This is a genomic window from Polaribacter aestuariivivens (assembly GCF_005885675.1).
GTDB lineage: Bacteria > Bacteroidota > Bacteroidia > Flavobacteriales > Flavobacteriaceae > Polaribacter > Polaribacter aestuariivivens.
In genome coordinates this window covers 557,396-570,786 of record NZ_VANR01000002.1, presented here as the reverse complement: position 1 = coordinate 570,786, position 13,391 = coordinate 557,396, and the positions used below count along the sequence as shown (strand labels likewise).

The following is a 13,391-nucleotide window of genomic DNA, read 5'->3' as shown; positions in this document are numbered from 1 at the left end:
TATTTCTAACCGTGAATTTTTGCAGCATTTCCTCGCTCACGCATCATTTCAGCTTCAAAAGCTAAGAGTGCATTCCATTTTTCATCAACAATTTTTCTATCTTGATATTCTCTAGCAAACTGTAAAAAAGTAGTGTAATGTCCAGCTTCAGAAATCATTAAATTTTTATAGAATTTTTTTAATTCCTCATCTTCCATGTTTTCAGAAAACACTTTAAATCTTTCGCAACTTCTAGCTTCTATTAAAGCAGCAATTAACAAACGTTGTACTAAGGCATTTGTTCTATCTTTAGTTTTTGGAAAAAATTTCTGTAAACGAATTGCATAATCGTTTTTTTGCTCTCTTCCTAAAACCATACCACGTTTTACCATTAAAAGATGTACCATTTTAAAATGTTGCATTTCTTCGATAGCAATATTGTTCATTTCTTTAACAAGCTCAGTTTCTTCAGAATAATTTATAATAATGGAAACCGCATTAGAAGCTGCTTTTTGCTCTAAAAAAGCATGATCTGTTAATATTTGTTCTAAATTTACTTTGGCAATTTCTGCCCAAGAAGTTTCGGTTTCAAACTGTAGTCCTAACATTGTATATTAATTTTTTATGCTTGCTAAACAATTTATAAAATAATGTTTAAGCTTTAAAGAAAGATAGTTATTATTACTTTTCAAAAGCAAAATTAATTCATCTGTAAAGCAATCTCTAATTTTTTCTACTTTATTTATAGTTTTTTTGTAGATACATCTTATAAATTCAGTCATTAATATATTAGCAATTCTCTCAACTTTAAAAAAAGGTGATTAATTTTTTTTAAAAGTTATGTATTGCTAATCTCTTTCAAGTATAAAAGTAACTTTGGTTACAAGAAAAAAACAGTAAATTTATTTTTATGCTACAGAAACATCCTTAAATTTACTTTTTTGAAAATTGAAAACGTATGTTAGAATTAGCTGGAATTATTATTTTAGGAATATTAGCACAATGGGTTGCTTGGAAATTTAAAATTCCTGCAATTTTACCTTTAATTTTAATAGGTTTATTGGTAGGACCAATAGCTGCAGCATATTTAAGTGAAGATGGTTCTAAATGGATTGAACCTATATGGAATGGACAAAAAGGGCTTTTTCCTGGTGAGAGTTTGTATTATTTTGTTTCTCTTGCTATAAGTATAATTCTTTTTGAAGGAGGTTTAACTCTTAAAAGAGCTGAAATTAAAAATGTAGGTCCTGTAATTACAAAATTAATTACACTAGGTTCTGCTGTTACTTTTTTTGGTTCAGGGGTTATTGCACATTATATTTTTGAATTAAGTTGGGATTTGTCCTTTCTTTTTGCAGGATTAATTATTGTAACTGGACCTACAGTGATTACGCCAATTTTAAGAAACATACCTTTAAAGAAAGATATTTCTACCGTTTTAAAATGGGAAGGAATTTTAATAGACCCAATAGGAGCCTTAGTAGCAGTATTGGTTTTTGAATTTATTAGTGTTGGAGGTGGAGGAGGTTTTACCAAAACAGCTTTAATTGAATTTGGTAAAATTTTGTTATTTGGAACTACTTTCGGATTTACATTCGCTCATGCTTTAGCTTACGCAATTAATAAAAAATTAATTCCTCATTATTTATTAAACGTTGTTTCACTATCAACAGTTTTATTAGTTTTTGTAGAATCCGAACTTTTTGCACACGAATCTGGATTATTAGCAGTAGTGGTTATGGGAATGGTTTTAGGAAATGGAAAATTAAAAAACTTAAAAGAATTACTTTATTTTAAAGAATCTTTAAGTGTTTTATTAATTTCTATTCTTTTTATTTTATTAGCAGCAAACATTGATATTGAAGATTTAATGTTATTATACACTTGGAAAACAGCAGCATTATTTGCAATTGTAGTGTTTGTGATAAGACCAATAGCTGTTTTTGCAAGTACTTACAAGTCCAAATTAAAATTAAATGAAAAACTATTTATAAGTTGGGTAGGCCCAAGAGGTATTGTAGCAGCTGGTATTGCTTCACTATTTGGAAGTAAACTTTTAAAACAAGGTGTAGAAGGTGCAGAATATATTACGCCATTAGTATTTACAATTGTTTTAGGTACTGTACTTTTGAATGCAACTACAGCAAGATTGTTTGCAAAACTTGTGGGTGTTTTTCTAAAAAGTTCAAATGCTATTTTAATAGTTGGAGCATCAAGTCCAGCAAGATTAATTGCACACTACTTAAAAGAAAATAATAAAAGAGTAGTTTTAATAGATTCAAATAAAAACTTCATACAAGAAGCTAATAATATGGATTTAGAAGCATATGCCATTAATATTTATGACGAAGATTTAACTGATAATATTGAGTTAAATGATGTAGGATATTTAATAGCAATGACAGGAAGTGAAGCTGTAAACCAATATGCAATTAACAACTTTACAACAGCATTTGGTGAGCATGGTTCATACAGATTAGCTACTTCCAAAGAAATTAGAAACAAAAATTTAAAAAGTAGAACAGAATTTTTAACTCCAAAAGACGATTACATTAATTTAAGTGAAGCTTTTAGAGACAATCCAAAAATTTACGAAGTAGCTATTAGTACTGAAGATGCTTATGAAGCTATGATTTCTAAACTGTTTAGAGAGTCTAGATCTGTACCTTTATTTGTGAAAAAAGAAGAAGAAATGTATTTAATACCTGAATTTGAGAAATTAGAAGAACCTAAAGAAAACTGTACATTGGTGTATTTAGGAAAACCTTTAGAAGAAAATAAAGAGAGTGATAAATCAAAATTAACGGTTTAAAATCTTTTACAAATCTAACTCAAAGGTTTGACGTAATTTTTCTAAAAGTGGGTTTTTCTCTTTCAGTTTATTAAACTTTTCTTGAGGTGTGTATGCAAACTTTTTTTCTACAGCTTCATTTAAAATTGTTTCTATTGTAATTCCGTAATTATTTAAGTTTTCACGCAAAAACTTAAGCAATTTCGGTCTTCCTTTATGAAACTGATCTTGCATTAATTTGTTTGGAACTGTAAATGTAATTGTAAAAGGTGGTGTAAAATTTGGTTTGTCTGTTCCAACAATAGAAGCCATGCTTTTTTGCCCTTTTTTCTGCAAATTTTTAGCATATTCTTTCCACAAATTTCTAAGCTGAACTTCTGTAAAAGCATCTTTTGGATGATTGTCATAATTTTCTTCAAGCTTAGCTTTAACCGTAGTTTTTTTCTCGTAAATACTGTTTAAAGAATAAGATGATTTTCTTTTGGTAATATTTAATTTAGGTACTTTTTGTACTTGCTTTTTCTTTTCAGTAGTAACAGTAGTTTCTAACGAAATAGCATCTTTTTTATAAACTGATTTTTGTTCAGTTTTTAAAGTTGAAGCTTCAGTTTTTACTACTTGTTTTTTTGCAGGAGATAGTGCTTGAAAAAAAGTTGCTGGAATTATGTAATTAGCTGGCTTTTTTTTTTCTCCATCAAAAGTGATAGAGGCAATTTGCATTAAAGTTAGTTCCACCAGCAAACGTTGGTTTTTGCTTGCTCTATAATTTAAGTCGCAATCATTTGCCTTACTTATTGCTTGCATTAAGAAAGGAATGCTTGCTTTTTCAGCTTGTTTTAAATACTTCTTTTTTGTAGCATCACCAACTTCTAATAAACCTAAAGTTGCTTTGTCTTTGGCAACTAATAAATCTCTAAAGTGACTTGCTAAACCATTTATAAAATGATGTCCCTCAAAACCTTTTTCTAAAACAGTATTTAACGCATTTAATACATCTGGTATTTTGTTTTCTAATGCCAAATCTGTCATATTAAAATACGTTTCGTAATCTAAAACATTTAAATTTTCTGTAACAGCTTCACGCGTTAGGTTTTCTCCTGAAAAACTAACAACTCTATCAAAAATAGATAAAGCATCACGCATTGCACCATCTGCTTTTTGAGCAATAATGTGCAAAGCATCGTCTTCAGCAGTAATATTTTCTTTCTCGCAAATGGTTTTTAAATAGTTTTTAGCATCTAAAACACCAATTCTTTTAAAATCGAATATTTGACAACGCGATAAAATAGTAGGAATTATTTTATGTTTTTCTGTCGTGGCTAAAATAAAAATAGCATGAGCAGGAGGTTCTTCCAATGTTTTTAAAAATGCATTGAAAGCAGATTGAGACAACATATGAACCTCATCAATAATATAAACTTTGTATTTTCCTGTTTGTGGTGGTATACGAACTTGGTCAGTTAAACTTCTTATATCATCTACAGAGTTATTTGAGGCTGCATCTAATTCAAAAATATTAAAGGCAAAATCTTCTTCTTCAGAAATATCTGCATCTTGCTGATTTATTTTTTTTGCCAAAATTCTTGCACAAGATGTTTTTCCAACACCTCTTGGACCAGTAAATAATAAAGCTTGAGCTAAATGATTGTTTTTTATAGCATTATCTAACGTATTTGTAATGGCTTGTTGCCCAACAACATCTTCAAAATTTTGAGGACGATATTTACGTGCTGATACTATAAAATGCTCCATTTATAAAATCTAATTTTTTTTTTTTCAATTAAAGACTTACAATTCGTTAGGATTATTTTTTTCAATTAAAAACAATCTAAAATTTAATCATTATTTAACAAAAATAATCATCTAAAGACTCTTAAACAAATAGGTTTCTTAATAAAATGCTAAAGTTGTAAACAACTGTAAATAGATGTGTAATTTTGCGACTAAATGAATGTTCGAAAGTTATTGTTTTCGAGTTAAAAGTTCCGAAAATTGCACTTTGATTTATTTGTAATATTCTCAGTGCAATTTTTACTTTAAAAAAATGATTTATTCAAAAAAAATAAAATTTATGAAAATTATAAAATCTCTATTAGTGCTTTCTTGTACTATCTTATTAATTTCTTGTTTTGGTTTTTCTAATAAAAAACAAGGTAACCAACAAGCTATGTATACACCACAAGAAGATACCAAAGTCGCTTATTTTGCAAGTGGTTGTTTTTGGTGCGTTGAAGCTATTTTTGAAAGTGTAAATGGAGTAGAGGAAGCTGTTTCTGGTTATGCAGGTGGTAATACATTAAACCCAACTTATGAAAAAATTGGAACAGGAAGAACTGGTCATGCAGAAGCTGTTGCTGTTTACTACAATCCAAAAAAAGTAAGTTTCGAAACTTTAGTTACTGTTTTTTTTGGGTCACATGACCCTACAACTGTAAACGGACAACATCCAGATTATGGTACTCAATATCGTTCAATTGCTTTTTATAAAACTGCAGAAGAAAAGCAAATTATAGAAAATGCAATAAATAAATTAAATAAAGATGTTTACAATGGCAAAATTGTTACAGAAGTTAAAGAGTTAAAGCGTTTTTATAAAGCAGAAGAGTATCATCAAGATTTTGAAAAAAGAAACCCGAATCAAAGCTATGTAAAAGCAGTTTCTGTACCAAGATTAAATCGTTTTAAAAAGAAATTTCCAGAATTACTAAAAGATACTCATTAATTTTATTGGATAATGTTAATAAACTAAAAAAGCAACTCTTTTGAGTTGCTTTTTTAGTTTTGTAAAACTTACTTATTATTCTCTATAAATTTTTTCGTATAAATCATTATAAATATCTTTTATAATGGAACGTTTCATTTTCATAGTTGGCGTTAAGTGTCCTCCATCAATAGACCAAACATCTGGTGTGAGCTCAAAACGTTTTATTTGCTCCCATTTTCCAAAATGTGTGTTGCATTTATCTACTTCTTTTTGAATTCTATTTTTAATTATTTCTGAGTTGATAATTTCTTCGTTGGTTTTTCCAATTTTATGACCTTTTTTATCAATCCAATCTTTTATAAATTCAAAGTTTGGCTGTATGATTGCTGCAGGCATTTTTTCACCTTCACCAACTACCATAATTTGTTCTATAAATAATGATTGTTTTAATTCACCTTCTAATAATGGTGGAACTACATATTTACCTCCAGAAGTTTTAAACATTTCTTTGGTTCTACCAGTAATGCTTAGAAAACCTTCGTCATCAAATTGACCTTTATCACCAGTATGAAAATAGCCATTTTTTAATACTTCTGCAGATTTTTCTTCATCTTTATAATAGCCCATCATAACGTTAGGTCCTTTCACTAAAATTTCTCCGTTTTCAGCAATTTTTACTTCTACATCTCTAATTACTTTACCAACTGTACCTATTTTAAAGCCTTTGTTTCTTTGATCATTTACAGAAACAACAGGCGAAGTTTCTGTTAAACCATAACCTTCCATAATTGGCATATTTGCAGCAGCAAATACTCTAGTTAATCTTGGTTGAAGTGCAGCACTACCTGAAACCATTAACTTTAATTCGCCACCAAGTGCAGCTTGCCATTTAGAAAAAATTAATTTTCTAGCCAAACCTAATTGTTTTTCATACCACCAACCATTAGCGCCATTTGGTTCATATTTTAAACCTAAATTAACTGCCCAAAAGAATAATCCTTTTTTAATACCAGATAAGGTTTCGCCTTTTAAAATGATTTTATCGTAAATTTTTTCATACAAACGTGGTACAGCTGTCATTACGTTTGGTTTAATTTCTTGTGCGTTTTCTGACAGTTTTTCAATAGATTCTGCAAAATAAATTGAAACACCACAGTATTGATATAAATACAAAATCATGCGTTCAAAAATATGACAAACAGGTAAAAAGCTTAGTCCTTTTGAGTTTCCATAATCTAAAGGCACTCTTTCTTTAGAAGCTAAAACATTGGTTACAATATTTTTATGCGAAAGCATTACACCTTTTGGTTTTCCAGTGGTTCCAGAAGTGTATATTAGTGTTGCTAAATCTTCTGTTTTTATAGCAGCTTTTCTTTTATCTAATTCTGGTTGGTTTTCAGTATCTTCTCCAGCAGTTAAAACTTCATTCCAAGATTTTTCACCAGCAATATCATCAAATGTAAATACAGCTTTTAGTTGTGTATTTTTTTTGATTTTATTTATTTTTTCTAATACTTCTGTATCTGAAACAAAACAGTAAATAGATTCTGAGTGGTTTAGTACATACTCATAATCTTCTTTACAAATTGTAGGATATATAGGTACATTTTGTGCACCAGTTTGTAAAATTCCGATATCACAAATATTCCACTCTGTTCTGTTGGTGCTAGAAATAACAGCAATTTTATCATTTGGTTGTACTCCTAAGCGTAACAAGCCTCTACTAATTTTATTAGCGCTATCTATATACTCTTGAGTAGAAATCGTTTTCCATTCATCTTTGTATTTAGAGGTAAATGCGTCTTTTAAATTATAGGTTTCTAATTGATAATAAGGAAAATCAAATAGTCTTTTTATTTCTATTGCCATGTGTGTGTATTAGTATATTGCAAATTAGGAAATTTACGGCTATTTCACAAATACTTATTACGAGTCTTTTTGGTAGTGATTTTAAGAGGTTTTAAGTATATAAAAAGATTCATCAATTAAGATGAACCTTATTTAAAAAAAAATCATTTTAATATGATTTTTGGGGAATATAAACTTTTAATTTTTTGTCTAAAAATACGAAACTAGCTTAATCAAAATTGAAAAAGCTAGCCGTAAACTGATTTTGGTTAGCCCCTAATTCCAACCATAATCTATTAATACAAATTTACAATGTATTATTAAACTGTATATACGTATTAATACCTATTTTTTGTCAATTAGATATTTGCTAAAACTTTTACCATTTACTTTTGTGTACTTAGAATCAATATCATAAGCAACATCCATCCCAGAAATATTAAAATCGCCAGAAACTTTCATGTACTTAATATTTAAATCTTCTTCAAATTTTGTATTTTTAAAAGAAACACCATCGTAAAAGTTTGTATATTTAAATATGGCAGAATCTTTAAAAATTGAATTTGAAAAACTAACGTTTGTCTTAAATTTAGCGTACTTAAAGGTTGCTACTTCATCAAAAGAAGTGTTTTCAAAATTAGCTTTATTATCAAATTTAGCATATTTAAAAGTAGTGTCATCATCAAAAACACTACCTGAAAAGTCTGAATCTCTTTCAAAACGAGAGTATTTAAACATGGCTTTTCTTTCAAAATTACAGTTTTTGAAAATTACATCATTTTCAAAACTAGCAGTAAATGTATAGCCAGAATCTTCATCTGGAATGTATGCTAATACATCATTTCTAAATGTACAATTTACAAATGAAATTTTAACATCAATTAATTTCTTAATTTGGTTTCCATTATTTCCATTGTTATTCCAATTAAACCAGCTATTTTTTTTCTTTTTCGGAAGTTTTTCTAAAGCTTCATCCATATACGTAAAATCCAAAACACCAACAATAGTAACATTGCTATAAGAAATTGTTTTGCCTGCTTTTATGTCTTTAAGTATATCTGAAGCTTCGATGTTGGTTTGAGCAAAAGAAATTGTTGAGATAAATAATACGATAAGTGAGAATAAGGTTAGTGTTTTTTTCATTTTTTAGAATTTAAGTTGTTTTTATTATAAAGACCACACAAAACTTAAAGTGTGACAGTATTCACATATTTTAAATCAACTTAATTCTTTTTTAAAATAAAAAAAGATCGAAATTAATCGATCTTTTTCATTTCATAACAACTTTAGTTAGCTGTTTCTTTTTCATGTAACTTTATATTAAATTATCCCCCTAAATACAATTTAATAAACTAACCAATACAAAGGTAAACTCATTTTTTGTTTAATTTTTGTAAATAATCGTAATTAGTTGTTTTTTAACGCTTTTTTTATGATTGCGTATTCGCTATTAAAGTATTTTTTAGGTGACTGAGAAGTGAAAAGCTTAAAGTCTTTATAGAAATGAGCTTCATCGTAATAATCATACGTATAAATTAAATCTTTTAAGTCTATTTCTTGTTGTTCGTACTTGCGCATTAAATTTATAAAACGATGTAAACGAATGTACTTGCCAGGAGTTAAACCTACAATCATTTTAAACTTTGTTTCTAATGTTTTTTGTCCAATAGGAAGTGTTTTTAGCAAACTTGTAACAGACAACATTCCCTTTGATTCATGAATTTTGTCTATTAAAACATCAATTATTTCTGTGTATTTTGTTTCGTGTAAGGGTAATGATAGAAGAGTTTTTTCTAATTCGGAAAATAATTTTTCTTTATTATTTTTATAATTGATAAATATGGGAGATAATTTATTGTTCAAAAATTTATCAATCTTTTCAAAATAGAGGTGTTTATTTGTGAATTGAGAAACATCTAACTCAGTTAATTTATAAAGACCTGTAGGTTTAAAATTTAAGCCACAAGATTCCCCAGATTTTTGCACACAAAATTTATAAGGTTTATAAAACTGACCGTTAAGAACTAAGTTTTTTAAAACAGTTTCTTTATTATTTTGTACTGCTTTTTGTCCATCATCATAAATAAAGGTTGCTCCAGTAAAACCAAATGGAATTATAGTTGTGGAGTATGGAACAATACTTTCAGAGAATGATAAGGTATAAAACTCAGTAATGAGATGAGAAATTTTAGACGTATCAAAATATGAAAGCTTCATAAGAGCTAAATCAGTTTTTATTTAAAAGTTTTTAATTTAATAAAAACAATATTATTTATTTTCTATCCAATTTTTAGCATTTACAAAAGCTTCTAACCAAGGAGATACTTCGTCTTTTCTTCCAGATGGATAATTTGCCCAATTCCATTGAAAAGTAGAACGCTCTATATGAGGCATTGTTACTAAATGGCGTCCAGTTTTATCGCACATCATAGCAGTGTTAAAATCTGAACCATTTGGGTTGTTTGGATAACCCTCATAACCATATTTGGCAACAATATGATAGTTTTCTTCCGTTTCTGGTAAACTAAATTTTCCTTCTCCGTGAGAAATCCAAACACCTAATTCTGTTCCAGCCAAACTTGATAACATTACAGAATTATTTTCTTTTATTTTTACGGATGTGAAAGAACTTTCGTGCTTTTTAGAATCGTTGTAAGTCATTTTACCATGTACTTTATGCTCTGGATTGATGAGTTCTAATTCCATCCATAATTGGCAACCGTTACAAATTCCCACAGACAAAGTATCTTCTCTTTTAAAGAAGTTTTTCAATGCTTTATTTGCTTTTTCGTTGTATAAAAATGCTCCAGCCCAACCTTTTGCAGAACCTAAAACATCCGAATTAGAAAAACCACCAACAGCACCAATAAACTGAATATCTTCCAGCGTTTCACGACCAGAAATTAAATCGGTCATGTGAACGTCTTTCACGTCAAAACCAGCTAAATACATAGCATTTGCCATTTCACGCTCTGAGTTGGAACCTTTTTCTCTAATTATGGCTGCTTTTGGACGAGATTTCTCGACTGCGCTTGAAATGACAGGTAATTTCCCAGTAAAATGTTTTGGAAAAGTGTATTGTAAAGGCTGCTTTTTATAATTATCAAAACGATGTTTTGCTAATCCGTTTGCAGTTTGTTTATCATCTAATAAATAAGATGTCTTATACCAAACATCTCTCATTTCAGTTACATCAATAGCGAAGGTTTCTTCGTTGTTTTTAATGGTTACTTTTCCTGAATTGTTTGCAGTTCCTATATTGAATGCTGCAATTCCATTGTCTTTTAAAATAGCTTCAACAGACTCATCTGCTTGAAAAACAATTCCTGCATTTTCAGAAAATAATAATTTTATTGTGTCTTCTTCATTCAATTCAGAAAGATTAAAATCGGCTCCTAAATTTACATCAGCAAAACACATTTCTAATAAAGTGGTAATAAATCCGCCAGAAGCAATATCATGCCCAGCAACAATTTTATCGTCTTTTATTAATTTTTGAATCGTATTAAAAACAGTTTTTACATATGTTGGGTTTGTAACATCTGGCGCTTCATTTCCAATAGCATTTAAAGTCTGATTAAAAGAACTTCCACCTAATTTATATTCGTCTTGCGAAATGTTTATGTAGTAGATATTTCCACCATTGACTTGTAAAACAGGTTCTACAACTTTGTTAATTTCGTTACAATTTCCTGCTGCAGAAATAATCACTGTTCCTGGAGAAATTACTTCACCATCTGGATATTTTTGCTTCATAGAAAGCGAATCTTTTCCTGTAGGCACATTAATTCCTAAATCAATAGAAAACTTTGAAACCGCTTTTACAGCTTTGTACAAACGTGCGTCTTCACCTTCGTTTTTACATGGCCACATCCAGTTTGCAGATAATGAAATACTTTTTAAATTATCTTTTAATGGCGCCCAAATCATATTTGTTAATGCTTCTGTAATAGAATTTCTACTTCCAGCTTCTGGATGAATTAATCCAGAAATAGGGGAGTGCCCAATTGTGGTTGCAATACCTTCTTTTCCATGATAATCCAAGGCCATTACACCCACATTATTTAATGGAATTTGTAAAGGACCAACACATTGTTGTTTGGCAACTTTTCCACCCACACATCTATCGACTTTATTTGTTAACCAATCTTTACAAGCCACAGCTTCTAACTGTAAAACTTGCTTTAAATAGATTTCTAAATTCTTGATTTTATAACGCGGATTTTTATAATTTCTGATGACAGTTTTGTCTGTCATAATTGTTTTTGGAGAAGAACCAAACATGTCTTCCAAAGCTAAATCCATTGGTTTTTCGCCAGTAGTTTTAGATTCGAAAGTAAAACGATCGTTTCCAGTAACATCTCCAACAGTATACATTGGCGAGCGCTCGCGCTCTGCTATTTTTTGTAATGTATCTATGTGTTTTTCTGCAATTACCAATCCCATTCTTTCTTGAGATTCGTTACCAATAATTTCTTTTGCAGACAAAGTTGGATCTCCAACAGGTAATTTATCTAAATCTATTTTTCCTCCAGTATCTTCTACCAATTCCGACAAACAATTTAAGTGTCCTCCAGCTCCATGATCGTGAATAGAAACAATAAAATTCTCATCACTTTCTACCATGCCACGAACAGCATTTGCAGCACGTTTTTGCATTTCTGGGTTCGAACGTTGTACAGCATTTAACTCAATTCCTGATGCAAATTCTCCAGTATCTGCAGAAGAAACTGCAGCACCACCCATTCCAATTCTGTAGTTTTCTCCACCCAAAATTACAATTTTATCGCCTTCTTTTGGAATATCTTTTAATGCTTGCTCTGCTTTTCCATAACCTATTCCACCAGCTTGCATAATTACTTTATCGAAACCTAATTTTCTTGGGTTAGCTTCACTTGAAGATGAATTTTCTTCATGCTCAAAAGTTAATACAGACCCTGTAATTAAAGGTTGCCCGAATTTATTACCAAAATCGGATGCTCCATTGGATGCTTTTATTAAAATATCCATAGGAGTTTGGTATAACCAATTTCTTTCTTTGAATTTGTGTTCCCAATATCTATCTTCTTCTAATCTCGAATAAGAAGTCATATACACAGCAGTTCCTGCCAAAGGTAAAGAACCTTTTCCACCAGCCAATCTGTCTCTAATTTCTCCTCCAGAACCAGTAGCAGCTCCATTAAAAGGCTCTACTGTAGTTGGGAAATTGTGCGTTTCTGCTTTTAATGAAATTACAGAATCGAAATCTTTTGTTTCGTAAAAATCGGGTTTGTCTGCTGTTTTCGGCGCAAACTGCTCCACTTTTGGCCCTTTTATAAAGGCTACATTGTCTTTATAGGCAGAAACAATATCATTAGGATTTTCCTTTGAAGTTTCTTTTATCATTTTAAATAGGGAAGTAGGTTGCTCTTCACCATCTATAACAAAAGTTCCGTTAAATATTTTATGACGACAGTGTTCTGAGTTTACTTGACTAAAACCAAATACTTCAGAGTCTGTTAATTTTCTTCCAATTTTTGTAGCAACACCTTCTAAATATTCAACTTCTTCATCACTTAAAGACAAGCCTTCTTGCTGATTGTAAGCAGCAATATCATCAATATTTAAAATGGCTTCTGGTTGTATGTTTATGGTAAATGATTCTTGGTTTAAGCCCTTGAATTTCTCTGAAATCATTGGGTCAAAATCTGTAAAATCTTCTGTAACAGCTGTAAATTCTTCAATTCTTATAATGTCTGAAATTCCCATATTCTGAGTAATTTCTACAGCATTTGTACTCCAAGGTGTAATCATTGCTGATCTTGGACCAACAAAAAAAGCATCTAAATTGGTTTCTTCTATTTTTGGTTGATTGCCAAAAAGCCAAGTCAATTTATCAATTGTTTTTTTAGCTAATTTTTTTGTGGTTTGAACAGCGAATACTTTACTGTTTGTATTTCCAAAGAAATGAATCATTTTAGTGGTGTTTGCGTGTTGTTGTAAAAATGCAAATTTACCTTTTTTCAACTTAATTTTAATAAATTATTTAATTGAAATTTAGGAGTTATTCACGTGTTTATCAACCAAAAA

The 13,391-nt window shown here is 29.8% G+C and carries 8 protein-coding genes; 2 read left to right on the top strand and 6 right to left on the bottom strand.

The features are described from left to right. Positions 1-5 precede the first annotated feature (5 nt). A complete protein-coding gene (miaE, locus tag FDT66_RS05870) occupies positions 6-587 on the bottom strand; it encodes a tRNA-(ms[2]io[6]A)-hydroxylase (RefSeq protein ID WP_138535215.1) in 582 nt (193 codons plus the stop codon). A gap of 350 nt (positions 588-937) precedes the next feature. Between miaE and FDT66_RS05865 the strand changes: the two genes are divergently transcribed. Then, on the top strand, positions 938-2,791 hold the full coding sequence (locus FDT66_RS05865; protein ID WP_138535214.1) for a cation:proton antiporter: 1,854 nt from the start codon (positions 938-940) through the stop codon (positions 2,789-2,791). A gap of 6 nt (positions 2,792-2,797) precedes the next feature. Here FDT66_RS05865 and FDT66_RS05860 read toward each other — a convergent pair whose 3' ends face one another. After that, entirely contained in the window at positions 2,798-4,522 is a 1,725-nt protein-coding gene (locus FDT66_RS05860; RefSeq protein WP_138535213.1) for a DNA polymerase III subunit gamma/tau, read from the bottom strand. Between the two features lie 319 nt (positions 4,523-4,841). On the opposite strand from FDT66_RS05860, the gene msrA reads away from it, so the two are divergent. Then, positions 4,842-5,492: a peptide-methionine (S)-S-oxide reductase MsrA gene (gene msrA / locus FDT66_RS05855; protein ID WP_138535212.1), complete on the top strand. Its 651-nt coding sequence runs from the start codon at positions 4,842-4,844 to the stop codon at positions 5,490-5,492. Between the two features lie 75 nt (positions 5,493-5,567). On the opposite strand, the gene FDT66_RS05850 is transcribed toward msrA, so the two are convergent. The 4 genes from FDT66_RS05850 to purL form a co-directional block, all read right to left on the bottom strand. Beyond that, entirely contained in the window at positions 5,568-7,343 is a 1,776-nt protein-coding gene (locus FDT66_RS05850) for an AMP-dependent synthetase/ligase (RefSeq protein WP_138535211.1), read from the bottom strand. A 324-nt stretch (positions 7,344-7,667) separates the two neighbouring features. Next, on the bottom strand, positions 7,668-8,465 hold the full coding sequence (locus tag FDT66_RS05845) for a pentapeptide repeat-containing protein (protein WP_138535210.1): 798 nt from the start codon (positions 8,463-8,465) through the stop codon (positions 7,668-7,670). Between the two features lie 264 nt (positions 8,466-8,729). Further along, positions 8,730-9,539 carry a helix-turn-helix domain-containing protein gene (locus FDT66_RS05840; protein ID WP_138535209.1) on the bottom strand — a complete coding sequence of 270 codons (810 nt, stop codon included), beginning with the start codon at positions 9,537-9,539 and terminating at the stop codon, positions 8,730-8,732. 51 nt (positions 9,540-9,590) lie between these two features. Then, entirely contained in the window at positions 9,591-13,277 is a 3,687-nt protein-coding gene (gene purL, locus FDT66_RS05835; RefSeq protein WP_138535208.1) for a phosphoribosylformylglycinamidine synthase, read from the bottom strand. Between the last annotated feature and the right edge of the window lie 114 nt (positions 13,278-13,391).